24 protein-coding genes are annotated in these 25031 nt (G+C 27.1%); 8 read left to right on the forward strand and 16 right to left on the reverse strand.

What is annotated here, in order from left to right; translation table 11 throughout:
• Positions 1-9 precede the first annotated feature (9 nt).
• The 5 genes from BMUR_RS14150 to BMUR_RS14170 all read right to left on the reverse strand — a co-directional run bounded on the left by BMUR_RS14150 (position 10) and on the right by BMUR_RS14170 (position 5278).
• Entirely contained in the window at positions 10-1230 is a 1221-nt protein-coding gene (locus BMUR_RS14150; RefSeq protein ID WP_013115231.1) for a hypothetical protein, read from the reverse strand.
• A 15-nt stretch (positions 1231-1245) separates the two neighbouring features.
• On the reverse strand, positions 1246-2460 hold the full coding sequence (locus BMUR_RS14155) for a hypothetical protein (protein WP_013115232.1): 1215 nt from the start codon (positions 2458-2460) through the stop codon (positions 1246-1248).
• Positions 2461-2472: 12 nt separating this feature from the next.
• Positions 2473-2652 (reverse strand): hypothetical protein, encoded by a 180-nt coding sequence (locus BMUR_RS14160; RefSeq protein WP_148218327.1) that lies wholly within the window; start codon positions 2650-2652, stop codon positions 2473-2475.
• 965 nt (positions 2653-3617) lie between these two features.
• Positions 3618-4493, reverse strand: coding sequence for a tRNA pseudouridine(55) synthase TruB (gene truB / locus BMUR_RS14165; protein WP_013115234.1), 876 nt, complete (start codon positions 4491-4493; stop codon positions 3618-3620).
• Between the two features lie 41 nt (positions 4494-4534).
• Positions 4535-5278: a hypothetical protein gene (locus tag BMUR_RS14170; protein ID WP_013115235.1), complete on the reverse strand. Its 744-nt coding sequence runs from the start codon at positions 5276-5278 to the stop codon at positions 4535-4537.
• A gap of 117 nt (positions 5279-5395) precedes the next feature.
• Between BMUR_RS14170 and BMUR_RS14175 the strand changes: the two genes are divergently transcribed.
• On the forward strand, positions 5396-6019 hold the full coding sequence (locus tag BMUR_RS14175) for a hypothetical protein (protein ID WP_013115236.1): 624 nt from the start codon (positions 5396-5398) through the stop codon (positions 6017-6019).
• Positions 6020-6076: 57 nt separating this feature from the next.
• Here BMUR_RS14175 and BMUR_RS14180 read toward each other — a convergent pair whose 3' ends face one another.
• The 6 genes from BMUR_RS14180 to BMUR_RS14205 form a co-directional block, all read right to left on the reverse strand.
• The gene (locus BMUR_RS14180) at positions 6077-7249 is read right to left on the reverse strand and encodes an MFS transporter (protein WP_013115237.1); all 1173 of its coding nucleotides are present in this window, start codon (positions 7247-7249) and stop codon (positions 6077-6079) included.
• Positions 7250-7433: 184 nt separating this feature from the next.
• A complete protein-coding gene (gene phoU / locus BMUR_RS14185) occupies positions 7434-8078 on the reverse strand; it encodes a phosphate signaling complex protein PhoU (RefSeq protein WP_013115238.1) in 645 nt (214 codons plus the stop codon).
• A gap of 51 nt (positions 8079-8129) precedes the next feature.
• The gene (gene pstB / locus BMUR_RS14190; RefSeq protein ID WP_013115239.1) at positions 8130-8927 is read right to left on the reverse strand and encodes a phosphate ABC transporter ATP-binding protein PstB; all 798 of its coding nucleotides are present in this window, start codon (positions 8925-8927) and stop codon (positions 8130-8132) included.
• Positions 8928-8959: 32 nt separating this feature from the next.
• Entirely contained in the window at positions 8960-10750 is a 1791-nt protein-coding gene (gene pstC, locus BMUR_RS14195; protein WP_013115240.1) for a phosphate ABC transporter permease subunit PstC, read from the reverse strand.
• Between the two features lie 120 nt (positions 10751-10870).
• Complete coding sequence (locus tag BMUR_RS14200) at positions 10871-11677, reverse strand: substrate-binding domain-containing protein (protein WP_013115241.1); 807 nt, start codon at positions 11675-11677, stop codon at positions 10871-10873.
• Positions 11678-11902: 225 nt separating this feature from the next.
• Positions 11903-12415: a DUF2147 domain-containing protein gene (locus tag BMUR_RS14205; protein WP_013115242.1), complete on the reverse strand. Its 513-nt coding sequence runs from the start codon at positions 12413-12415 to the stop codon at positions 11903-11905.
• A 144-nt stretch (positions 12416-12559) separates the two neighbouring features.
• On the opposite strand from BMUR_RS14205, the gene BMUR_RS14210 reads away from it, so the two are divergent.
• From BMUR_RS14210 to floA, 4 genes are all read left to right on the forward strand, one after another.
• Entirely contained in the window at positions 12560-13684 is a 1125-nt protein-coding gene (locus BMUR_RS14210; protein ID WP_013115243.1) for an aminopeptidase, read from the forward strand.
• 16 nt (positions 13685-13700) lie between these two features.
• Positions 13701-14195 carry a GNAT family N-acetyltransferase gene (locus tag BMUR_RS14215; protein ID WP_013115244.1) on the forward strand — a complete coding sequence of 165 codons (495 nt, stop codon included), beginning with the start codon at positions 13701-13703 and terminating at the stop codon, positions 14193-14195.
• 453 nt (positions 14196-14648) lie between these two features.
• The gene (pyrH, locus tag BMUR_RS14220) at positions 14649-15353 is read left to right on the forward strand and encodes a UMP kinase (RefSeq protein WP_013115245.1); all 705 of its coding nucleotides are present in this window, start codon (positions 14649-14651) and stop codon (positions 15351-15353) included.
• Positions 15354-15376: 23 nt separating this feature from the next.
• Entirely contained in the window at positions 15377-16393 is a 1017-nt protein-coding gene (gene floA / locus BMUR_RS14225) for a flotillin-like protein FloA (protein WP_013115246.1), read from the forward strand.
• Between the two features lie 232 nt (positions 16394-16625).
• Here floA and BMUR_RS14230 read toward each other — a convergent pair whose 3' ends face one another.
• From BMUR_RS14230 to BMUR_RS14240, 3 genes are all read right to left on the reverse strand, one after another.
• The gene (locus tag BMUR_RS14230) at positions 16626-16943 is read right to left on the reverse strand and encodes a hypothetical protein (RefSeq protein ID WP_013115247.1); all 318 of its coding nucleotides are present in this window, start codon (positions 16941-16943) and stop codon (positions 16626-16628) included.
• Complete coding sequence (locus tag BMUR_RS14235) at positions 16940-17230, reverse strand: hypothetical protein (RefSeq protein ID WP_013115248.1); 291 nt, start codon at positions 17228-17230, stop codon at positions 16940-16942. The genes BMUR_RS14230 and BMUR_RS14235 overlap by 4 nt, the downstream gene beginning before the upstream one ends.
• A gap of 100 nt (positions 17231-17330) precedes the next feature.
• Positions 17331-18002 (reverse strand): hypothetical protein, encoded by a 672-nt coding sequence (locus BMUR_RS14240; RefSeq protein ID WP_013115249.1) that lies wholly within the window; start codon positions 18000-18002, stop codon positions 17331-17333.
• 268 nt (positions 18003-18270) lie between these two features.
• On the opposite strand from BMUR_RS14240, the gene BMUR_RS14245 reads away from it, so the two are divergent.
• Both BMUR_RS14245 and BMUR_RS14250 read left to right on the forward strand, forming a co-directional pair.
• Positions 18271-19761 carry a tetratricopeptide repeat protein gene (locus BMUR_RS14245; RefSeq protein WP_013115250.1) on the forward strand — a complete coding sequence of 497 codons (1491 nt, stop codon included), beginning with the start codon at positions 18271-18273 and terminating at the stop codon, positions 19759-19761.
• 16 nt (positions 19762-19777) lie between these two features.
• Positions 19778-20677, forward strand: a complete 900-nt coding sequence (locus BMUR_RS14250; RefSeq protein ID WP_013115251.1) for a patatin-like phospholipase family protein — start codon at positions 19778-19780, stop codon at positions 20675-20677.
• A gap of 1 nt (position 20678) precedes the next feature.
• On the opposite strand, the gene BMUR_RS14255 is transcribed toward BMUR_RS14250, so the two are convergent.
• Positions 20679-20984 (reverse strand): hypothetical protein, encoded by a 306-nt coding sequence (locus tag BMUR_RS14255; RefSeq protein WP_013115252.1) that lies wholly within the window; start codon positions 20982-20984, stop codon positions 20679-20681.
• Positions 20981-22063 carry a glycosyltransferase gene (locus BMUR_RS14260; protein WP_013115253.1) on the reverse strand — a complete coding sequence of 361 codons (1083 nt, stop codon included), beginning with the start codon at positions 22061-22063 and terminating at the stop codon, positions 20981-20983. Before BMUR_RS14260 ends, BMUR_RS14255 begins: the two co-directional genes overlap by 4 nt.
• A gap of 72 nt (positions 22064-22135) precedes the next feature.
• On the opposite strand from BMUR_RS14260, the gene BMUR_RS14265 reads away from it, so the two are divergent.
• The gene (locus BMUR_RS14265; RefSeq protein WP_013115254.1) at positions 22136-24877 is read left to right on the forward strand and encodes a tetratricopeptide repeat protein; all 2742 of its coding nucleotides are present in this window, start codon (positions 22136-22138) and stop codon (positions 24875-24877) included.
• Positions 24878-25031: the final 154 nt, after the last annotated feature.

Consider the following 25031-nt stretch of genomic DNA (forward strand, 5'->3'; position numbering starts at 1 on the left):
ATATTTTACCTACTGAATATCCACTATTTCTATTACATAATGAGTTAAAGCATAATTAGGTACAACATATGCAGTTGGAGTAGAAGTTTTAAATACACTCTCATACTTACCTATAAAATAGTTTCTTACTTCATATTCCAAATTATTTCTTATAGACTGATAACATGCTTCTGCAATTTCTGCTTTACTAGAATTAGGATTTGACACAAGAGCAAGGGCCTGAGTTAGGGCAGTATCAGCTTTTGTTTTTGCTGAGTCTCTTTCTGTTTTTAAGGTGTTAATATTATACATACCAGAACAATATTCAACAAATCTTATTAAATAATCTTTTTCTCCGTCATTAAAAGGCATTATCCATACCTGATGCGGAGTTTGCATGCCTATCCAAGAATAATCTGTATCATTTTCTATATAGTTTGTTGGATTCATTCTATAATCTATTTGATTGTCTCCGTCTGTATCCATTCCTATATCAAACATATGAAGGTTATTAAAATCTGCTTCATTAAACACCATTTTTGTTTCATATCTTTCAGCAGCCTGTCTCATTCTGTCTTCAAGTCTGTTTATACTAAACTGCAGACCTCCGCCGTTATACATATAAGTGTATTTTCCAACTGTTATTCTTGAAGTGTCCATAACTTCAATTTTTGTAAGACCTAGACCTGCAACATCTAAAGCAGTATTATTATTAGTAGTCCATTTGGATAGATCCGCACTGCTGCTTTGATAATATCCTTTACTTAAATCTGCCATGTTTATAGGAACATATATATCAGAGCCTTTTATATAAGCATTGCCTTGAGCTATTGTTGTATATCTTGCATATAATCCCGGGTGATCCTGATTAAGGTTTACAGCAACCTCCTGATATTTCATGCTTTTACCTATTTTTATTAAATGATAGTTTCCTCCGGGAGCAGTTTCAGCATAAGTTCCAGCCTGAGTGTCGTATATATATCTTCTAAAAAATATTATATAGTACTCACCGTTAAACTTAAAAAATCTCTCAACATGTGCATATACTCTTCCCGAAGTACCTTCAAATGTATATGGTGTAACTTTGATAGCAGCATCTTTAGAAGGTATACTCAAGTTCGCTATAGGATCTTCTATAAACTGAGTTCTATTTGGTATAGATGGATTAAATACGTTTCTTTTGCATGAAACAATAAATAAAGTGAATATAATTAATACAAAAGATATACTTATTAATATTTTAGTTTTCATTTTACTTTCCTATTTTTAATTATCTTCTTGAATGTCAATAAATTCTATTACATAATGAGTTAATGCTTTATTAGGTGAAATATATTCATTACCTTGTAATCCTCCCATTTTTGTTGCAACATCATAAAAGTATTGATTAACTTTATAATTAGCATCAGCTTTTATAGATTCATAGCAGGCTTGTTCTATTTCTGATTGAGGTTTGTCTGAAGCAACGGCAGCCAATGCCTTTGATAATGCATTTTGAGCTTCTGTTTTATATTTATCTATCTCTGTTTGTAATCCTGATTTAGTATATGAACCAGGACTACAATGTTCTACAAATCTGATTAAATAATCTTTACCGTCTTTTTTTACAGGCATTAACCATATTTGATGCGGAGATTGTTTTCCTATCCATACATAATTTGTATCATTTTCAATATATTCTGTAGGGTTTATTCTAAAATCAGCAGTAGTTCCTGTTGAAATGTTTATTCCTATATCAAACATATGATGATTATTAAAATCTTCTTCATTAAATGTGAACTTTGTTTCTAATCTTTGAGCTAACTGCTTCATTCTATCATCAAGTCTTTCTATACTGAATTGAAGTCCTCCTCCTGTGTAAACGTAAGTATAAGTTACACCGTTATCAGCTTTAATCTGTACTCTATTTAAATCTACAGCTTCCATTTTTGTAGTTCCTGCAGGTTGCGTGCTGCTTCCTGTATCAGTCCAGTTTTTGAAGTCGGAAGTTTTAAAATAATTTCCTGCTGATGAGTCCTGCACATATACGTATGAAGAATCTTTATATGCATTGCCTTGAGATATTTTAGCTATCCTTGTATATTCATTATTATTTCTGCCTACTTTTATATTAACTTCTTTCATTTTGAAATTATCATTAACATCTATTTCTAATATATGCCCGTCAACTCTTCCATTTAGTGTATCAACAATTACTTGATTGTTTGCATCATAGTAATATCTGTATGCAGCAGTAAGATAATAATGCCCGTTAAACTCAAAATAATGTTCAAAGTGTCCGTAAACAATATCTCTGCTAATTGATGTTTTTACAGGTGTAACCTTAACTGTTGCATCTTTAGAAGGTATGCTCAAATTTGCTATAGGAGCTTCTACAAATTCCGTTCTATTTGGTATAGATGGATTAAATATATTTCTTTTGCATGAAACTCCAGTTAGTATAATTAATATACAAGATATAGTTATCAGTATTCTATTCATTTATTTATCCTGTCAATTTTCAATATTTTCATCATGTTTATTAATTAAATAAGAATATTTATTGATAGAGCAAGTATTTGTAACTTTTTCATTATTGAGAATATCGATACTTATAGATTTAACTTCTTCTTGTAAAATAAAGATTGAAATTATTGATACAATTATTATAACTGTAAATAATACAATAAGCATCAGACCCCTTAATATAATAATCAATGATAATAAAACTTTTCTAAACATTATTATAATCTCCTAAAATAAAATATTTATATATAAAATTATTTATTATCAGAATTTGATATGCTTTTTTCTTAATGGAGAAATATACGATTACTTTATTATAATTTTTGTGTTTTACATTATTGGTATATATTAGTTTTAATTTGTCTAATATTAGAGGTTTTATCGGTTTCAGATTGTTTATATATATTTTTGATAATAAGAAATAATAGTAATATGATTTTTTGAAAAAATGCTTATGGTTTGTTAATGAAAAAATAAAGTTTAAAGAATTAGCTGTGCTGTGCTGTGCTGTGCTGTGCTGTGCTGTGCTGTGCTGTGCTGTGCTGCATATTTACTCCTAAAAACTATATTTTAAAAATATATCATATTACATATATTTTACAAGTATTTTTTTCTTATCAATATATAAAATGTATTATATGTAAGATGATTAACATATATTTTTATATCTGTTATGTAATTATCTAAAATTTTGCAATATGGATAGATATAATAATTTTTTAATGAAAAAAGAAAATTTAAAATATTAGATGTTCTGTTCTGTTCTGTTCTGTTCTGTTCTGTTCTGTTCTGTTCTGTTCTGTTCTGTTCTGTTCTGTTCTGTTCTGTTCATATTAAGAATCTCGTAAAAAAAATTTATTTTATTATATCACATAGTAAATATTTTTCAAGTATTTTAAAATTCATTTACATATTAAATAATATATTTATTTTTTCTTACTTTAATTTTTATACATCTTATTATTTTACTGAAAATAATAAGAAATTTGATAAAATTACTAAAGTTAATTTCCAAGCGGCCGATAATATATCTAGTTGATTGGACTACCCCCCAATAACTATATTTGTAATAAGCCGCTTTGTTCATCCCACAAAAGCGGTTTATTTTTTTATAAATAAAGCTTTCAAATTTATCAGACATCTATAAAAGAGTAGACATTCTTATCTTTTTTTTCTATAATTGCTAGAAGATTTTCTTTATTATCGGTCAATGATAAATATCTATTTTTTATTTTTATATTTTCTATCATTTTGGTATTGCCGCATAGTATTTGTTTTATTGTATTATCATCTTCAATAATTTCCTTCTCAAAGTTATTAAACATTTCAAAGAATGAGAGCATTTTTCCTTTTTTTATATCTTCTATACTGCAGGCTGTATCAATATTATAATTTCCTATAGATACTCTTGTTAATTCTTTTGTATAAGCTAAGTTACCTGTTATATTTCCTATATCCCTTATTATAGACCTTATATAAGTACCTTTGCTTACTGAAGTTTTTATTTTGAAATATGGATAATCATATTCTAATAATTCAATGTTGTTAATACATACTTCAGCATCTTTTAATTGAAAACTTTGATTATTTCTTGCCAAATCATAAGCTCTTTTTCCATTAATTTTTTTAGCACTGTATATAGGAGGTTTCTGCAAAATATTTCCTTTAAAATTTTTTTTTATAATTTTTTCTAATTCTTCAAAACTTAATTTATTATTGATATCAGATTTTTTTATTATATTTCCTTCTATATCATCAGTATCTCTCATTTCGCCAAATACTCCTAATGCAATGTATTCTTTAGGCATATCATCAAATAAGAAAAATAATTTGGTATATCTTCCAAATGCCAGTATTAAAACCCCGTTTGCAAAAGGATCTAATGTTCCTGCATGACCTATTTTTTTTTCTATAATATTTTCTTTTTCTCTTAATGTTTTTTTTACCTGTTTTATAGCATCAAAAGAAGTTATGCCTATAGGTTTATTTAAGATACAAAAACCTTTCATAAATATTTATCCCTTATATTATTTATTATGGATTATATATTTTAGCCTCTTATTATTTGCAGAGAGTTAAAATATATATTTAGAATATTTTCAGATATACTTGATATATTACTATATTTTTTTGAGAACAAATCATTTCCTATTGATTTAACTAAATCATCTATAGTTTCTATATTATGTTTAAGTGTCCCAAGCTGCTGCTGAGAAAGATGAAGCAGATGTATATTGCTTTTATCAAATTCGGCTATTGTGGTTTTAGTAGCTTCATCAAGCAGATAATAAACCACTATTAATTTTTCTTCTTCTTCCTGAGTAAGCACTGTATTAGATGTATTATATATTTTTGAGAGTTCTCCCATTCTATATGCTATTTTGTATATTGAGTTTAAATTATCAAAAAACCAATTAACATTATTTCTTTTTCTTAAATCGGATAATACATATTTGATATCATGCAGTATAGAATATCCTGCACTTTCATCTTCCTTGCTTGATATATAATAGTGAGAGCGTATTAATATATCCTGCAAGCTGTCAAAATCGGTTTTCCATTGTGGGTCTTCGGTATTAATATTGTAGTATTTTTTTTTAAAATCATTCCATACTATAATAAATTTTTCTATAGCTCCTTTTCTGTCAGTATTATTAACATCTCTTATAATTAATAATGTATCCATATACTCTTTATCCAAAGAAGCCATATCTTCTAAAAAATTATCCTGTTTCTTTTGACAAGATGTAAACATAATTAATAATAATAATAAAATAAATGCTTTAATATTCAATATAAAGTCTCCAATTATTTATATAATTTTTATCTCTATTTTAAATTATGATTTTACAAATAGTAACTATGATAAGTTAAAATAATTAATACATTAAAGGATAATTTATTATAAATCATGAAAAAAAACAAGCTATATATTTTTATTATATTGATAATTCTAATATCATGTTCAGGCAATAATATCAGAAGAGGATCACTACATTCAAAAGCATATACAGATATAAGTTTTGAAGTAAGCAGAATGAAGGCAGAAGATGCTATGTATTATTATATAGCCGAACAAACTGCTCCTTTAATCAATAGAAATGATTTTAATATAGTTGCCGTTTCATTGAAAGACAGTAATCTTATAGATTTTTCTAATGAGGATATTGTAGCTTTTAAAGAATATAAAAAAGATGATAATTTTTATACGGAGATAAAATTGAAAGATGATACTATATATGATAGAACTATAGAGGTATTAAACAGATTAAAAAAAGAGGGCAGTATAGATGATAAAATATTCAGAGCAAATGCCTCAATAGAAATATCAGAAAATGCCAAATTAAATGCATATACCAGACAAATGCTCACACAAAATGCTTTAAAAAGGGCATATGAATCTTTATTTAAAGTATTGCTTAGTAATAATATAGAAGTTAATAAAGCAGTAAGTTTAACTAACGAGGCTTATATATTAGAAGAAAGCTACAGTTCTAATGAATATAATGTAGTTGTAGAAACTATTAATGATTGATTATATAAGCAGACTATATATTATTATATAGTATGCTCTAAATTTATTAACTTTATTTTAAGCTAATGATTTTTTAATATATTTTTTATCAATTAAAAGTCTTATTATTATAGATATAAATGTTAATATCAAAAATATTATTCCGCATATAGGCAGATTATTAATTGTTGTATTTGTTATAAATAGTCCGCCTAAAGAAGTTCCTATTGTTATTCCAAGATTTCCAAAAGATATAAAAAGTCCATTTGAAAATTCAGGAGCTTGAGGAATTGCTGATGTAATCCAATACTGCTGAATATTGTTACCCATTCCGTATACTATTCCCCAAATAAATGATATTGTAAACATTAAAGCAGATATACCTCCTAAAATAAATACTAAAATATATATTAGAATAAATATAAATGGATATGCTGTAACAAATTTTATAGCATTTTTAGATAAAAACTTTCCTGCTAAAAAATTTCCTACTATGCTTGATATACCAAATATAAAAAGTATAATGCTTGAATATTTTCCAGTAATATTTGATATATCTTTTATATATTGAGCAAAATAACTGTATACTGATGACATAGAAGCTGCAATCAAAGCAACAGCTGCAAGTGATATCCAAGTTATAGGAAGTTTTAATACTGAAAGCTGAGAGCCATAAGAAAGTTTTTTGCTTACAGGCATTGATGGAACTAAAAATATTATAGCTATAAATGATACTATATTTAAAGCTGCCGCAAACAACATTGATGCTTTATAAGAATAAGTTTCAGCAAAAAAATTTGATGCAGGAGTTCCTATTACTATTCCAGCAGAAACTCCCATCATTATTATAGATACAACTTTAGGAATATCTTTTTCTTCAGCAGTTTCTGAAGCTACAGTAAATGACATAGAGCAGTATATAGGGTGAAAAATAGCTGGTATTATTCTAAATATTAAAAGAATATTAAAACTATTTGTAAATGCTGATACTATATTGCTTATTATAAATACTCCAATTACTATAAGCATGGATATTTTTTTATTGATACCAGAAAATAATAAAGGCATTATTATACCAGATATAGCTATTGTAAAGGCAAAAGCACTAACTAAAATTCCTGATTTTTCTATAGTTACATTAAAAGTTTCTGCAATTATAGGAAGCACTCCTACTATTCCTATTTCTGTATTTAATATTGCAAATATAGCAAATGCCAATATTAATACTAAAATATTATTTTGTTTTTTCATTATAATAATTCTCCTAGTATTATTAATTTTTGAGAATTATATCATTGAAGTTAACTCAAGGGGCAATATGTAAATTAGAATTTTCTTTGATATTATAGAAATAAATTATATATAAATAAAAAAGTTCTCATACTAAAAAATGATTATAGTATAAGAACTTTTTATAGCATATTAAATAACTATATTATTTAAATCTTTCGCCTGTTGTATAGTAGTAAACCCATTTGGCTATATTTTCAGCATGGTCTCCCATTTTCTCAAAATATTTTGCTATCATCATTAAATATATAGCTTGGTCAGCATTCTCAGCTCCGCTTTTTATCAGATCAACCATAGAATCACGCATTTTATAAAATAGTTTATCCACTTTATCATCGCTTTCTATAACATCTCTTGACAAGTTAGAATCTTTTTCTCTAAAAGCCTTGAGGCAGTTTGTAACCATATAGTCTATTATTTTTGACATCTCTATTATGGTATCAATATTATTTTTATATAGATTTCCTTCTAGTAAAAATCTAATCAAATCGCATATATCTTTAGCCTGATCTCCTATCCTCTCTAGGTCAGTGGCTATTTTTAATGCAGCAGAAACTATCCTCAAATCTGTTGCTACAGGGTGTTCTAATAAAAGCATTTTTAAAGATGCACTTTCTATTTTGTATGATATTCTGTTTATATTTCTGTCATTTTCTATTACATTATTAGCAAGTTCAATATCTCCGTTTATCAAGGCATTAGATGAGTTTCTTAAAGCCTCGAGTATCATATCTCCAGCTTCAGCAACATAATCAGTTAATTTATTTAATTCTTCTTCAAATTTTTTCATTTATTATTTCTCCATTTGTTTTTATAAAATAAATAATATAAAAAATATAAATTATCCGAATCTTCCAGTAATATATTTTTCTGTTCTTTCATCTTTTGGTTTAGAAAATATTTCTTCTGTATTATCGTATTCTACTATTTCACCAAATAGGAAGAATGCTGTTTTATCGGATACTCTCATAGCCTGCTGCATATTATGAGTAACTATTACTATAGTATATTCATTTTTAAGTTCATTAATAAGTTCTTCTATCTTACCTGTACTTATAGGGTCCAATGCACTTGTAGGCTCGTCCATAAGAAGTATTTTAGGATTTACTGACAATGCTCTTGCTATGCATAATCTCTGCTGCTGCCCTCCGGAAAGTCCTAAAGCATTTTTATTAAGCCTATCTTTTATATCGTCCCAAATAGCTGCTTTTGTTAAACTGTATTCTACTATGCCATCTAGTTCTGATTTCTTTTTTATTCCGAATGTTCTAGGTCCGTAAGCTATATTATCATAAACACTCATAGCAAAAAGATTTGACTTTTGAAATACCATTCCTACATTCTTTCTTAAATATGAGACATTAATATTTTTATTGTAAATATTAACTCCTGCTATTTCTATATCACCTTCTATTTTGCAGTTGGCAATTAAATCATTCATTCTGTTAAAAGTTTTTAGTAGGGTAGATTTACCGCAGCCTGAAGGACCTATAAATGCAGTTGTGCTGTTTTTATTTATATCTATATTAATATTTTTTAAAGCCTGAAAACTTTCATAATACAGATTTAGATTCTGAGTTCTTATAACTTTATCAATATTAAAATCAAAGTTTATATTAGGGTTTAATTCTTTAGTCATATGAATATATTAACCTCCATTTCTTAATATTCTTAATAATCTTTTTTTAGCTTTTTATTTACAAAGAATAATAAAGCATTAAGAAATATAACCATAATAAGAAGAATACTAGCCGTAGCAAAAGTTTGATTTATATAAAGCCCCTCGCTTGAAAACATCCACATCATAACAGAAAATGTACTTCCAGAGCTTAAATATCCTCTAGGCATATATCTTACTGCACCAGCAGTATATATTAATGCCGCACTTTCTCCGACTATTCTTCCAATGCTTAGTATAACCGAAGTCATTATTCCAGAAAAACCGCAAGGAAGTACTATCTTAAATATAGTTCTCACTTTAGAAGCCCCAAGTGCCAAACTTCCCTCACGAAGGCTTGAAGGAATTGATAATAATGTTTCTTCAGTCTGCCTTATTATAGAAGGAAGTATTATCAAAACTAAGGTTAAAGAACCTGCTAATATACTTCTTCCTATACCAAAAAGATTGGCAAATACCAGCATACCAAAAAGCCCGAATACTATTGAAGGTATGCCGGATAAACTATCAGTAAATATTCTTATAACTGATATTAATTTGCTTTTAGCTTTTGAATATTCTGTCAAATAAATAGCCGCAAAAACTCCAAGAGGTATTGCTATTATTAATGACATAAAAAGTATCATAGCAGTAGAAACTATAGCGGGTAGAAGCGTCATTTGAGAATTGTTGCTTTTTCCAAATAAGAGATTAAAGTTAATATGAGGCAATCCTCTTACAAGTATAAATACTACTATAAATACAAGAAAAAGTGTTGCTATTATAGAAGCTATTATTGAAATATATTTGAGTATATCCGCTTTTACTGCTGATACTTGCATTTTTATATTTTTAAAAGAGAAATTACTTATATCATTTTGTAATTCTTTATTTTTATTAAATAAACTGCTTAAAGAAAATGAAAAATATAAATTATTTCTTTTTAATAGAGAAAGTATTATATTTATTATAAGTATAAAAATGAGAAGCACAAATGCCGTTGCAATCAATGCAGATCTATGAATACCAGTAGCATATCCCATTTCCAAAGCTATATTAATAGTCATAGTTCTAAAATACGAGAATAAATCTTTAGGTATAAAAGGAGCATTTCCAGCCACCATCATAACAGCCATAGTTTCTCCTATAGCTCTTCCCATACCAAGCACTATAGCCGAAAATATACCGGATTTTGCAGCTTTTACTATAACGCCGAAAACAGCCTGAGAATGAGTGCTGCCTAATGCTATAGCTCCGTCATAATAATATTTGTATACTGCCTCTAAATTATATTTTGTAATAGATGTTATTGTAGGAAGTATCATAACTGCAAGTATTATAGAACCTGCTAAAACTCCTTCGCCGATGTTATTTGGAGATATGTTTTTTAGAAAGGGCACTAATACTGCCATTCCAAAAAATCCGTAAACTATTGATGGTATTCCTGCAAGCAAATCTATAACCTGCGATAGTATTGTTTTTAATTTTGACGGTGCAAACATCGATATATAAACTGCTGTAAAAAATCCGAATCCTCCTCCAAGAATTGTAGAGAGAATTGTTATATATACAGAGCCTACTATCATCGGAAATATTCCAAACTCTTTTGATGAAGGCGACCAATTCATACCAAAAACAAAATTTAAAAATCCTACTTCTTTAAATATTGGAATACTGTAGATAAATATAAAAATACATATTGAAAATACAACTATAACTGAAAATATAGAACATATAAAAAATATATATCTCATAATATTATCTGCAATTTCATTAAATATATGTTTATTAATATTGCTGTTCAAAATATATATCCTATTTTGTTATTAATTTTTATATTAGAAGAATTTATATAAAAAAATTTTGTAATAATAAAAAAGCCGATATACAAATATTAATTGCCTGTATACCGACTTTGCTTTTTATTAACTAGCTACATACCCATTTTCATTTATAACCGTTTTTCCTGTTTCACTGTTTATGAAATTTAGGAAAGCCTTAGTCCCAGCATCAAGCTCAATTCCCTTTTTGGTGAATATGTAAAAAGGACGGTAAAGTTTATATGAATTATTCTGTATATTCTCTACAGAAGCCGTAACATATTCATTTTGTCCTTTTGCTTTGTATGCCAGAGGCTTTATTGTATCATCAATAGAACCTAGAGATATATAGCCTATTTTTGATGCATCGCTCATAATAGAAGTTTTTACCTTTCCGGTAGCATCAAGTATTTCTACTGTTGATGGAAGAGGATTATCTTTGCCTATCAAAGTTAAATCTGTAAAAGCACTTCTAGTACCAGAACCGTCTTCTCTTGATATTGATTTTGTTATACCATTTACTGCGGTATTCATCATATAAAGATTATACAGCTCTTCTTCGCTTATCTGACTTATATCAGCATCTTTATTTGCTATAATTACTATGCCGTCCTGACATAATAAGTAAGTATCAAGACCAGAAAGCTCATCTTCTTTCAAATTTCTTGAAGCCATTCCTATATTGTTATTTCCGTTTACAGTGTCTTGAATTCCTATAGTAGAATCAGAAGTCTCTACTATGACTGTATAATCAGGATTAAGCTCTTCAAACTTTGCAGCCAATTTAAACATTAGCGGAGAAACTGAAGAAGAACCTGTGATTACTATGTCATTTGGATTTGAAGCACCGCCCGAACAGGAAATAAGCATGAACATGCTTGAAAGGATTAGGAAAATCAAAATCTTTTTCATAATATTGATTCACTCCGAAATAGTTTTTTGTTAATTCTCAAAATTAACGCAATTCTTATATACTAGAAAAAAGATTATGTCAATAACAAAAATGAAATTTAATTTTAATTTTTTAATTTTTTACATAAACTATACCTAGCTATGATATGAATTAACATAATATTAAAATATGTTAACTATATTATGTTAATTTATATATGGATTTTTCAAGTATTAGTATATTTTTTATATTCCTTTGCCTTCTACAGTGCGAAGTTTGTTTATAGGTATATCATTATATTTTGAGGATTCCTCTTTTGATAATCTTCTCCATTTTACAGTTGCTCCTACCATACCTGATTTGTCAAGAGAAGCCTTTAATAGCAATGTATTTTTATCTTCAGTAAGATTTATATTAGCATAGTATGTACTTCCTTGATCTGTATGATATATTCTGCCAGTAGTCCACTGTCCATTTTCAAATACTATATCATATATAAATATTAGTCCTATGAGTTCTTTGTCTCTTAAACTTTTATTAGGATTATGTATATCTAATGTGCTTTTTATATTATCACGCAATTCTACTGCATATGCATAAACTTTATTGTCTATAACTATTATTTTTACTGTTTTCATTCTTCCTTTTGGTTTTTCAGGCATAGCCCAAAATCCTTCAGCATCTTTTGCATTATTAGCTGCATATACTGAAGATGCAAATAAAAGAGTAAATATAATTAATAATATATTTTTTTTCATTTTTATAACCTAAAGTAATTTTTTTATATATTTTATTATATAATTTAAATAATTTTTTACTATATATATTACTGATTTTATTGATTATTATTAATTAATTGTGTAAAATTGATTAATAAAATTGTTTTAAGGAGTTGTGTATTTATGAAAGACACAAGAATAGAGAAGCTTGCAAAAACAATAGTTAATTATTCATGCAAATTAAAAAAAGGTGAAAAAGTTCTTATAAAATCATACGGAGTAGGAGATGAGCGTAATTTAGTTACAGCTATTATAAATGAAGTCTATAAAGCAGGTGCTAGTCCCTTTGTTTGGAATCATGATCCCTATATAATGAGAGAATTATTGAAGCAGTGTAATGAAGAGCAGATGAAAATTTGGGCTAAATCAGATTTGATGCTTATGAAAGAAATGGACGCTTATATAGGTATATGGGGCGGATTAAACAGTGCTGAAAACTCTTCTGTAAAGATAGAAAATAATAAAATATATGAAAAGTTTTATCTAAATCCAGTGCATATGAAAGAGAGAGTAAAAAATACAAAATGGGTTGTAATGAATTATCCTACACCAGCAATGGCTCAGCAGGCTTCTATGAGTACTGATGAGTTTGAAGATTTTTATTTTAAAGTTTGTAATTTAGATTATTCAAAAATGTCTAAAGCTATGGATAGTTTGGTTTCTCTTATGAATAAAACTGATAAAGTTAGAATAGTAGGAAATGGTACGGATTTGACTTTTTCTATAAAAAATATACCTGCTATAAAATGTGCAGGAGAGCTTAATATTCCAGACGGTGAAGTATTTACGGCACCTGTAAAAAATTCTGTTAATGGGGTTTTAACTTATAATACTCCTTCTTTATATAGTGATGGTTTTACTTATGAGAATGTAAGATTTGAGTTTAAAAATGGTAAAATAGTTAATGCATCTTGTAATGATACTAAAAGAATAAATAAGATATTAGATACTGACAGCGGTTCAAGATATATAGGGGAGTTTGCTATAGGGGTTAATCCTTATATAACAGAGCCTATGAAAGATATATTATTTGATGAAAAAATTATGGGAAGTTTTCATTTTACACCAGGTGCTTGTTATGATGAAGCTCCTAATGGAAATAATTCTTCTGTGCATTGGGATTTGGTATGTATTCAGACTAAAAAATACGGGGGCGGTGAGATTTATTTTGATGATAAGCTAATAAGAAAAGATGGGATATTTGTTATTGACAGTTTGAAATGCTTAAATCCCAATAAGTTAAAATAATATAAAAGGTTTAAAAATGAGTGATAAAATAAATAATAATTTTTATGTAAGGTTTGCATCTGTCAATGATATACCTACAATATTAAAGTTTATAAAAGAGCTTGCAGTATACGAAAAATTAGAGCATGAGGTTACTGCTACTGAGGATCTATTAAGAGAATGGATATTTGAAAAAAATAAATGCGAAGTATTGATAGCATTAGAAAATAATACTGAAATAGGCTATGCATTATTTTTTCATAATTTTTCTACATTTTTGGGAAAAGCTGGGATATATTTAGAAGATTTATACATAACTCCAAATTACAGAGGTCTTGGATATGGAAAGAAGCTTTTAAAAGAAATTGCTAAAATTGCTGTTGAGAGAGGATGCGAAAGGCTTGATTGGCAGTGCTTGGATTGGAATAAGTCTAGCATTGATTTTTATTTATCACTCAATGCTCTTCAGATGTCTGATTGGACTTCTTACAGATTAAGTCATGATGTTTTAAAAAGATTTGCCGAAGAATAATAAAATAGTCTATAATTGGACAATTTCATTTTGTCAACTGATGCACTTTATATAGAATTATAAACTTTTTTGCCGGGCTTAGCCAAAGTTCTTGTCACAGGCACGCTTCGCGAAAAACGCAGCTGCTAGAACTTTATATTTAAAATATATGGCAATATTAAAAATTTAGGCTGAAAATGCAGTCTTTTCGCAGTGTATGGGCGGTCTGTAAAGAACTTGGGGTGCGGCTTAGTATGGCTAGTCCCAAGAAATAACAAAATTTAAAAAATTTATTTTGATAAACTATAATTATTTAGGTATTAAAAATGTTACATTAACTTTGTATTGTGCTTAAATAGTAAAATGTTATGTAGATATTTATATGTTTAAAAATTATAAATTATTTAATCTTGATTATTGTCAAAAAAATAGTATAATATGGCAATATCTAATATAAAAATAAGAGGTCAATTGATGGAAAAAAGAGTGTTGCTTAAGATATCAGGTGAAGCACTGCTTGGAGAGAAAGAATACGGTATTGATAATAATGTTGTTGACAGAATAGCATTAGAGATGAAAGCTGCTGGAAATGATACCCAAATAGCGGTTGTTGTTGGAGGCGGTAATATATTTAGAGGAATGCAGTTATCAAATAAAACTGGAATGGTAAGAGCTACAGCTGATTCTATGGGCATGCTCGCTACTATTATGAATGCTATCGCTTTAAAAGACAGATTTATGGCGGCAGGAACTCCTACTCAAATATTATCAGCTTTTAATATAGAAGGTATGATAGAAGGTTTTGAGAGAGATAAAGCCATTCGTATATTAGAACGCGGTAATGTTTTGATAATAGCGGGAGGCACTTCAAATCCTTACTTCACAACTGACAGTACTGCTATATTAAGAGCTTTAGAGATAGGGGCTTCTATAGTATTAAAAGGTACTAATGTTGACGGAGTTTATGATAAAGACCCTAAAGCAAATAAAGATGCTAAAATGTATAAAGATATTACTTTTAGAGAAGCTATTAGTCAAAATCTTCGTGTTATGGATATGACAGCTTTTGCAATGGCTAATGATAATGATATGCCTATAAGAGTATTTAACATGAATGAAAAAGGAAATATTACTAAGGCTATTTCCGGAGAAGATATAGGAACTTATGTACATAATTAATAATATTTTTAGGAGGTTTGTATATGTTTGATTTTGGTTATATTCCAATTATTCCTATGTTTGTCGGTATTGTGGTAATACTGATACTTCTATTTATTTTCTTACATTTTTTCCCTATGGGACTTTGGATTACAGCTTTGTTTTCTGGTGTAAGAATAAATATGATAACTTTAATTACTATGCGTCTTAGAAGAGTTAATCCTTCGCTTATAGTATTAAATCAAATAAAGTTATGGAAAGCAGGTTTAAAAATAGGCACAAATGAGCTTGAGGCACATTATTTAGCAGGCGGTAATCCTACTGCTGTTGCTGATGCTTTGATTGCGGCAGATAAGGCTTCTTTGGATTTAAGTTTTGAGCGTGCTGCTGCTATAGATTTGGCTGGAAGAGATTTAGTTGATGCTATAAGAACTTCTGTTTCTCCTAGAGTTATAGCTACTCCTTTAATTGCCGCTGTTGCTAAAGACGGTATACAGGTAAAGGCTACTGCCAGAGTTACTGTTAGAACAAATATTAACCGTCTTGTTGGCGGAGCTGGCGAAGAAACTATTATTGCTAGAGTAGGCGAGGGTATAGTTACTACTATAGGCAGTTCTGCTTCACACAAGGAAGTTTTAGAAAATCCGGATAGAATTTCTCAGGTTGTACTTGCTAAAGGGCTTGATTCTGGTACTGCTTTTGAAATACTTTCTATTGATATTGCCGATGTTGATGTTGGAAGCAATATTGGGGCTTTCTTACAGATTGACCAAGCTGAAGCAGACAAGAAAATTGCTCAGGCTAAAGCTGAAGAGAGAAGAGTTATGGCTATAGCACGTGAACAGGAAATGCGTGCTCAAGTTGAAGAGATGAAGGCTAAAGTTGTAGAGGCAGAATCTCAGCTTCCTCTTGCTATTGCTGAAGCTCTTAAAAAAGGAAATATTGGGGTGCTTGATTATTATAATATGAAAAATATTATGGCTGATACTGAAATGCGTTATAGTATATCGGGTATGGATTCAATGAGCAAAAATAATAATTCACAGCCTACAAAACAATAAATAATTTAATGGGTTAGTTTTAATAAAATTTTATAAAGGAAGAGGCTTTTAATATAAAGTGTCTTCCTTTATTATATAAAGATTATGATTTATTTTATTTATCAATTATTCAAAAAATCTTTTTAATATTAATAAGTTTTAATATTTTAATTATAGCAGTAGTTTTTATTTTTACATTTTATATTATGAATATGCAATAAAATATTTTACTATAAAATATCAGAAGTAAAAATTATAGTGCTGGTGAATGATAGCCTTTATAATTACCATTTGAGTGACGCATACATTTTGAAGAGGTTAGCTGTTTTAAAGTTTTATATTTATTTCCGCAATATTTGCAGGTGTATTCATCTTTTTCGCTTCCTTCATAAAGTTTATGCTTGCCTTTGTAATTACCGTCTGGATGACGCATACAGTTTTGTGATGTAAGAGTTTTTACAGAGTTAAATCTATTTCCGCAGTATTCACAGTAAAAGTTTTCTGAGGATTTAGGAGTTAAACTTACAGCAAAGCAAAAAAACATTAAGGTTATTATATATAATTTTCTCATTTTTTATCATCCGTAATTAAATCTTTATATTTGGAATTTTTAAACTCTATATATGGTTTTGAGCTTAGCATATGAATTGCTGTTATAAGTGAGTAGCTTATCCATGCCTTTTTTTCTGTAGGTTTTGATGATGAGGCTTCATTTTTTTTAAGAAGTTCATTTAAAGAGGCTGCTATATCATCAATATGCTCTTCAAAAAAATCTTCGCATTCATCGCAGGTATCCATAGTAGCCTGACCTTGTACTTCTTCTATTTCTTTACCGCACCAAACACATTTTACAGACATTTAATTACCTCTATTATTTATTGTTTTTATTATTTTATTGTTATTAAACGGGGATATTATACAAAAATATTAAAGTTTGTAAAGTGTTAATTGTTAAATTTTACTTGCTTCCAAACATCATTCCTAAACCTAAAGTAAATCCTACAGAATGATAATTTTTTACATCATACGAATAAAAAAGTTTATTAATGTCATTTTTATTGAAAAACATATATTCATAAAATAGATCAAGAGATACTAAAAAAGCATATTTTTCAGTTTGATAGAATCTGTCTTCTAAAGTTAGTCTGGCATAAACAGATATTGGAATTCTATTTAGATTAAAATTATTATTTCCGGTAAGCACTCCATATTTAGCTCCAGACGCTATACCTAAAGTCATATTTGCAGGTAAGATAAAATTACTTTTAAAATTATGAAATTCGAATTTTAATCCTATCCCAGTATATAAACTCAATATGTCTATTTTATTTACCTGATAATCATATGGATTTTTTATTGATATAAAAGTTACGTCAAAGCCTGTATCAAACAATAAACTTATGCCGTTTAATATATTATTATTAATCTTAAACTTATATCCTAACTGCAAATTAATATCAACTTTAGGCTCTAAACTTTTATAATAATTCATACCAAATCTTGATGAGTTTACATTAGGTAAATTAATTTGAAAACCAAATTTAGGAATTAAAGAAAGTTCAAATGCTGGAAAAACTGCAGATGAAAATAAAAAAGTAAACAAAATAGTAATTATTAATTTTCTTTTCATTTTTATATCCTTATTTTAAAATTACAATAAACCAACCAATTGATTGATTGATTGATTGATTGATTGATTGATTGATTGATTGATTGATTGATTGATTGATTGATTGATTGATTGATTGATTGATTGATTGATTGATTGATTGATTGATTGATTGCATAATCATTACTTAAACTGTTAGTATTTATATAATAGCATAATTGTTAAAAAAATCAATAGATTGTATAATATATATATTCATTTTATATTTATTATATCTATTGGAGTTATCATGAATTTAGCTATACCTTATGAAAATGAGATTAACGATAAAGATAAAACAATAATACAAGAATATATACTTAATAATATAAAAGAATATGAGCATAACTCTACTAAACTTACAGAATTAACCATAGAAGCAGTATCCGCTTTAAGTGCTGGAAAATCAAGAACTGAATTTTTATCAAAACAAGGTTTTTTCAAAAATATATTTAATTCTATAACAGGACAAAATAGGAAGGTAAGAGGTGAGATAGATTATAATTATATATTAGTAAAAGATGCTTCAATAAAAATGATAGAGTGTTTGGCTGAACAAAATAAAATAACTTATGAAGGACTCATATATATAAATAATAAATTAAATAATATAGAACAAAATATTGAAAAAGAACTTGTAACTATATGCAATAATATAAGAGAGTCTTTTAATTATATACTTAATAAAATAAATCAGGAATCCAATAGAATAGATTCGCTTGAAAAAAAGGTTCAGCTTTTAGAGTTTAAGGCTTCGGCAAATATACTTGAATTTAATAATATTAAATATAATGATATGGATGGTATTGAAAAGATTATATGTTTGAGTAATGATCTCTTTTCAAAAATATGCTACAGCAATGAAAACTCTATTACTAAAGAGCATATTTATATGATAAAATCTATACTAATGGATTTTAATATAGATGCTGATGCAAAAACTAAAGTAGTAGATATATATACTAAATTGATTAATAAGCCTAATTTTGTAGATAAAATTTTTTACAATATTAAATACAATATATATCTTCCGAATTATGTTATACCTATATTAAGCGGTATAAAAAAATTAGATAGTCTATCTAAAGAAGAAAGTTATATAATAACGTCAATACTTAATTTAGGAAATAATGATATATCTAGTATAAAACTTAATTTAATAAATGAATACGGAATGAATATATCAAATTTTGATTATAATACAGAGATAACAAATTATGATATTATAATACTAATAATGAATGAATTAAAAATGATATCAAAAAAAACAAATCTTCCAAGTAAGAATAACTTTGTAAGTATAGAGGCAAGAGTAGAATTGGCAAAAAAATATTTCTCTGAAAAAAAATATAAAAAAGCTGTAAAAGAATGTGATATTATATTAAGCAAAGAAAAAGATAATAAAGAAGCACATAATATAAGAATAGAGTGCATGTATAAAATACTTATAAGAGAGATTCAATATTATGAAAAACCTTTATGCTACAAAGAGACTGCAAAAATATATTTGATAAAAAGAGATTATGAAAATACAATGAAATACTTAAATAAATATTTTGATTATTGCTCATCAAATAAAGATATATACAGATATAAGCAGAAGTTGGAGGATCAGTATAAAAAAATAAAATTGTATAAAGAAAGAATGGAGAAAAAGATAGATAAAGCAGCAGATAAAAATAAAAAAGATTATTTAGAGTTTATGAATGATTTTTGGGGAGTATATTTAAGTAAGATTTAGGAGTTATAGATTATTTATGAAAAAATTAGGTTTAGTATTAGGCGGCGGCGGCGGACTTGGAAGCTATCAGATAGGAGTTTGGAAGGCTTTAAAAGAGTATGAAGTTGATAATATGATTAAAGCCATTGCTGGGACTTCTGTAGGTGTTCTTAATGCATGCTTAATAGCACAGAATAATTATGAGATAGCTGAATATATTTGGACTAATGAAATAGAAGATAAAATATTATCAAAAAAGAAAATTGATAAAAATAATTCTTTTATATCTTCAAATGGTATATTCAGCAGAGAAGGACTTATAGAGATAATAGATAAGTATTTGAATATTGATATTATTGTAAATTATGAGTATCCGATATATGCAGCTGCTGTAAACTTAAAAAAAATAAATGTAGAATATTTTAAGCTAAACGGAAAAACTCATCAGGAAATAAAAGAAATAATGATGGCAACAAGTGCTATACCTTTAGTATTTGGAAGGCAAAATATTAAGGGAGTAGATTATGTTGATGGAGGAGTTGAAATATTAAACGGAAATAATCTTCCATTGAAACCTCTTTATGATGAGAACTGTGATGAGATAATAGTTATTAATTTGTATAAAGATTCTTTTATAGAAAAGTCGTCTAATTGCAAAGTATATGAAATAGTACCTAATAGTGATATAGGCGATTTTTTTACTGGTGCTATGGATTTTTCTCTTGAAGGAGCTAGAATGCGTCTTGAAGAGGGATATAAAGATGCCAAAAATATATTAAAGCAGGTTTTTAAAATGGGTAATACTCAATTAGAAAGCATGGAAAACAGCAGTAAAATGTATCAAGATGAAATAAGAAATGAGATAAATAGGAAAAAATTAAAAAGAAAATTGAATAATGCTATTGATAGTTTGAGGCTAAATGATAATGATAAATAAGTTATATAATCTCAGCATTTAATAAATGAGATATCTCTAGTATTATATCATTTGCTCTTTTATCATCAGAGCTCAATGTCAAAGATGATAATTCCTCGTATATGTTTAGCTCTATATTATCAATTATTACTTTTTTTCTGTATTCTCCGCCCATAATATTAGACGGCTCATCTTTAAATATGATGTTTGTATATTTGTCTTTTAAAATATTTATAAGCACCAAAATTGGAGCTTCATCATCAAAGCTGTCATCAATACAGTAAAGTTCGTATTTATTTTTAATTTTTCTTAGATACCATTTATTCATATACTGCCTTGAGAAAAACTGCTTATAAATTCTATTATTTTATTATTATTTTCTGCTTCATTAATAGAGTTCATAAACATTTCATATGTTTTTTTATTTTCTGACATTTTTTTTATTTTTGATATTATTGATATAGGATTTTTAGAATTGTATATCAATGCATTTTTTTCATCTAATGCTATTTCAGCCGAAGAACTTTTTTCATCTATTATAGGAAGAGTTTTATAATGCCAAGCAGCCATTATCTGAGTATAAAAAGAATCTTTTGTATTATGTATTATAATAGCATTTGAATTTGATATAATTTCTGCTATATATGCATTATTATCTTCATCTATAAAATCGACATACTGTCCTATAGATAATTTGTTTATATTTTCTTTTAATTCTTTATCATATCCTATTATTTTCAATCGGTATATATTTTCAGTTTCTTTTAAATATTGGGCATATGCAGCAGTACATTTAAATATAGTGTCCTCTCTATCATAAAATATTACTATTGATTTATCTTTTTCTTTATTCTTATTTATAAAAATATACGGAGAAAAATAAGGCTGCATTACTTCTATATTTTTTATATCCTTATGCAGATATAATAGTCTTTCTTTTATTTTATTGCTTCCGCATATAATTATATCCATATTTAAAGTATGCTCATAATCCAATTTTATAAGTCTTTTTTCTGTTAATTTAGTTTTATTATCTTTTTTCTCTTGAAAATACAAATGATTTTGAAAATTAAGAGCATACCATACTATAACAGGCATTTTATTTAATCTTTTTTTTATGAATATATTTTTTGTCATAGAAGCAATTATATTCATAGGGAAGTCCATAGCTATAATGGCATCGGCATTTTCTGATATATTTGCTATATCCTTTGCAGATTTAGTAAATAGTAATGAAGATAAATGTTTTCTCGCTATATAAGCAGGAAAGTTTTTTGAAAATGATTTTGAAAATACAGTTATTCTTATTCCAGATTTATAAAAATGCTCTATCATATTTAGCATAAACTGATTTGATTTATCTTTTATATTTCCGGCATTCGATATTAATATAACTATCTCTTTCATTTTTACCTGCTTACTTAATTAAAATATTACAAGTTCTATTCCGATATTAAAAATAGTAAATAAGGACTTGTTATGAAATTAAAAAATATACTGCTTATAATTTTTACATTATATGTTTCGGCATATTCCAGAGATATTTTACAATATCATTTTGTTATGGAAGACAGAAACGTTAATATTTCTTTAGATGATATAAAAGCACCTACTAATAATATGCTTATTAGTAATGATAATATTATTAATAAAGAGTTAGAAACAGCTGAAAAATTAGCTATGGAAGGAAAATTTTTTGAAGCTATTGAACTTTGTAATGAGTTAGAAGCTAATTATACAAATTATTATAAGCTATATTACATAAGAGGATTATCATATTTCAGACGTTCTGATTTACATTATGCCGCTTTAGATTTTACAAAACTTTTATCTTTATATATAAATACAAACGATACTGATAAAGTTTATAGTTTGGCAGGGAATTTTTTTGATACTATAAATGAATATGAACAAACTGTAATAACTTATCTTACAGCATATAAGGCGACAAATAATCCTTATTGGCTTTTTTTAGCTGGTAATTCTGCTTTAAAAAACGGCGATATAAAAAGTGCAAATTCATATTTTCAAAGCTCTCTTAAAGATAATCAGTCTTACGGAAATGAGGGGCTTGGAGATATAAATTTATTAAATAACAGGTATGATGATGCTGTTAATAATTATAAAAGTACTAAATATTCAAATAATGAGGATAAAATTAGAATACAGAGTAAAATATCGAATGCCATAGTAAAAAAAGAGCTTTATTTATGGGACAAAGATATTCAGGCTAAAAATTATACTAATGCTCTTTTTATATTAAATAATATCTCTTCATATTCTGTAAATTATCCTGAAGTAACTGCTGCTTTGGGTAAAACATATTTTGAAATGCAGGATTATCAAAGATCAAAATCTATACTATCAAAATTAATATCTTCAGAAAAAGATTTTGATGAGGCTTATGCTATTTTAGCTCAGATATATCTGTATGAAAATAATGAAACAGAAGCTATAAAAATATTAGAAACTGGACTTGAATATTGTTATAATAAACCTAGACTTTATGAAACATTTGCTTCTATGCTTTATGATATTGGGTATACTTACTATCCTGATAATATTATATCTCAAATAATTAATTTTTATAATATATCTGATGAAAATAAAATAGAATACAGTAAAAGTTTAATAAGAAAAAAAAGATATACTGAGGCAAAAAATCTATTATCTGAAGTAACATCTTACAGCAGTATTGCTTCTGAATTATTAAAGAATATAGATTATAATATGATACTTGATAAGGCAGAACAATTAAAAGAGCAGAATTATTATGTAGATATGATGCAGTTATTATCTATGTACAGATTTTACGGTACTGAAGAACAGCTTAGAATAGGATATATTGCTGATGCCTATTACGAACTTGGTTCTATAGATAAAGCTATAGATATCTTAAAAGAGGCTTTTAATGCTAATATAATAAGCGTAAATAATGTGTTGTTGCTAAGAAAATTATTAGAGATAAGAGCTTCAAATAATGATACATCACTTTATCAAAAAGAAAGAGATATTATAGATATAAAGGCAACAGAATATTGGGAAGAAGAATTAAAATTAAATTTAAATTTGGTTACAGACAGAATATACGAGTTTATAAGGTTTAATCAGTTTGATGAGGCTTTGGCATATATATCTGACTTGAGAAATAAAAATTATGATGTTGCCTATATAAAAAAGATAGAGTCTATAACTTACGGGCTTTATGCTGCTTATCTTTATGAGAATAAACAATATGAAAATGCTTCTAAAACTGCTGCTTTAGCTATTAGAAGAAACAGAAGTAATTATGATGCTTTGGCTGTAAAAAATGAGATGGATGTTAATTCATATTTAAGTTCTATAGGTTATTATGATAATATCAATGCTTATGTTTCTTTATCTTCTACTATGAATGAAATTTTAAGAATTGCTCCTGCTTATATAGAAAATAGAATAAGACTTGCAGAAAGCTATATAAGAGAATATAACATAGAAGGAGTTAATATAATAAATAAAATAACAGAATATATTAATATATATGGAGGAAAGGATTTACTTCTTGGAAGAGAATACAACAAGGCTTATTTATATTCTTATTCTATGAAATGCTATGATAGAGCTTCAAAATATTTAGATGTAAATCCAATTTATATAGCTGAAACAGCTGTTCATTTAGATAATTACACATCTTCATATATTGAAGAATTACTTAATAAAAATACTAATACTAAAGATGTTCTTTATGCTTCTTCAAAACTTTATACTGATATTGGTGATTATGGTAATGCTATGAAGTCTATTAATAGTGCAATAGATTTAGATAATAATAATATTAATTATCTTTATCAAAAGGCTTATATTAATGAGCTTATAGGAAATACTAAAGAGGCATTAAGTAATTATCAGAATATAGTAAAAATAAATAAAAATTATGCTGCTGCAAATTACAGAGCTGCTTTGGTATATTTGCATAATTTTAAAGATGATATCAATGCTGAGAATTATGCATTAAACTATTTGGCATTGCTTCCAGATGATTACAGCGGATATGAACTCCTTGGAAAGATTTATAAAACAAGAGCAGAAAAATATATTGACAAAAATACAAATACTCTTCTTAAAGAGGCTTTGAGCAATTATGAAACTGCTCTAAGTAAGGCTGTATGGGGGAAAGATTCGGAGGCTAGAAAAAATATACTTAAAGAGATTGACTATATACAGAAAAAACTTCTTGAATAGTGTTTACAATTATAATTTATCTGTGCTTAAATATATTTTATATGCTGTCTGCTTTACTCTGTGAAAGAACTTTATTTTAATAGTTTAAATATTTTATTAATATAATAATTATAAAATTTTTATTTAAAATAATTTAAAAACAAGTCTATTATAA

The organism is Brachyspira murdochii DSM 12563, assembly GCF_000092845.1.
Lineage (GTDB): Bacteria > Spirochaetota > Brachyspiria > Brachyspirales > Brachyspiraceae > Brachyspira > Brachyspira murdochii.

What these genes read in the sequence shown, in the direction of transcription:
- BMUR_RS14215 (WP_013115244.1), top strand. Translation starts at nt 13,701, where the DNA reads ATGAGTGATAAAATAAATAATAATTTTTATGTAAGGTTTGCATCTGTC.
- BMUR_RS14200 (WP_013115241.1), bottom strand. Translation starts at nt 11,677, where the DNA reads ATGAAAAAGATTTTGATTTTCCTAATCCTTTCAAGCATGTTCATGCTT.
- BMUR_RS14155 (WP_013115232.1), bottom strand. Translation starts at nt 2,460, where the DNA reads ATGAATAGAATACTGATAACTATATCTTGTATATTAATTATACTAACT.
- BMUR_RS14150 (WP_013115231.1), bottom strand. Translation starts at nt 1,230, where the DNA reads ATGAAAACTAAAATATTAATAAGTATATCTTTTGTATTAATTATATTC.
- pstB (WP_013115239.1), bottom strand. Translation starts at nt 8,927, where the DNA reads ATGACTAAAGAATTAAACCCTAATATAAACTTTGATTTTAATATTGAT.
- BMUR_RS14175 (WP_013115236.1), top strand. Translation starts at nt 5,396, where the DNA reads ATGAAAAAAAACAAGCTATATATTTTTATTATATTGATAATTCTAATA.
- BMUR_RS14250 (WP_013115251.1), top strand. Translation starts at nt 19,778, where the DNA reads ATGAAAAAATTAGGTTTAGTATTAGGCGGCGGCGGCGGACTTGGAAGC.
- truB (WP_013115234.1), bottom strand. Translation starts at nt 4,493, where the DNA reads ATGAAAGGTTTTTGTATCTTAAATAAACCTATAGGCATAACTTCTTTT.
- BMUR_RS14260 (WP_013115253.1), bottom strand. Translation starts at nt 22,063, where the DNA reads ATGAAAGAGATAGTTATATTAATATCGAATGCCGGAAATATAAAAGAT.
- BMUR_RS14210 (WP_013115243.1), top strand. Translation starts at nt 12,560, where the DNA reads ATGAAAGACACAAGAATAGAGAAGCTTGCAAAAACAATAGTTAATTAT.
- pyrH (WP_013115245.1), top strand. Translation starts at nt 14,649, where the DNA reads ATGGAAAAAAGAGTGTTGCTTAAGATATCAGGTGAAGCACTGCTTGGA.
- BMUR_RS14265 (WP_013115254.1), top strand. Translation starts at nt 22,136, where the DNA reads ATGAAATTAAAAAATATACTGCTTATAATTTTTACATTATATGTTTCG.
- BMUR_RS14235 (WP_013115248.1), bottom strand. Translation starts at nt 17,230, where the DNA reads ATGTCTGTAAAATGTGTTTGGTGCGGTAAAGAAATAGAAGAAGTACAA.
- phoU (WP_013115238.1), bottom strand. Translation starts at nt 8,078, where the DNA reads ATGAAAAAATTTGAAGAAGAATTAAATAAATTAACTGATTATGTTGCT.
- BMUR_RS14245 (WP_013115250.1), top strand. Translation starts at nt 18,271, where the DNA reads ATGAATTTAGCTATACCTTATGAAAATGAGATTAACGATAAAGATAAA.
- BMUR_RS14205 (WP_013115242.1), bottom strand. Translation starts at nt 12,415, where the DNA reads ATGAAAAAAAATATATTATTAATTATATTTACTCTTTTATTTGCATCT.
- floA (WP_013115246.1), top strand. Translation starts at nt 15,377, where the DNA reads ATGTTTGATTTTGGTTATATTCCAATTATTCCTATGTTTGTCGGTATT.
- BMUR_RS14240 (WP_013115249.1), bottom strand. Translation starts at nt 18,002, where the DNA reads ATGAAAAGAAAATTAATAATTACTATTTTGTTTACTTTTTTATTTTCA.
- BMUR_RS14230 (WP_013115247.1), bottom strand. Translation starts at nt 16,943, where the DNA reads ATGAGAAAATTATATATAATAACCTTAATGTTTTTTTGCTTTGCTGTA.
- BMUR_RS14180 (WP_013115237.1), bottom strand. Translation starts at nt 7,249, where the DNA reads ATGAAAAAACAAAATAATATTTTAGTATTAATATTGGCATTTGCTATA.
- BMUR_RS14160 (WP_148218327.1), bottom strand. Translation starts at nt 2,652, where the DNA reads ATGCTTATTGTATTATTTACAGTTATAATAATTGTATCAATAATTTCA.
- BMUR_RS14255 (WP_013115252.1), bottom strand. Translation starts at nt 20,984, where the DNA reads ATGAATAAATGGTATCTAAGAAAAATTAAAAATAAATACGAACTTTAC.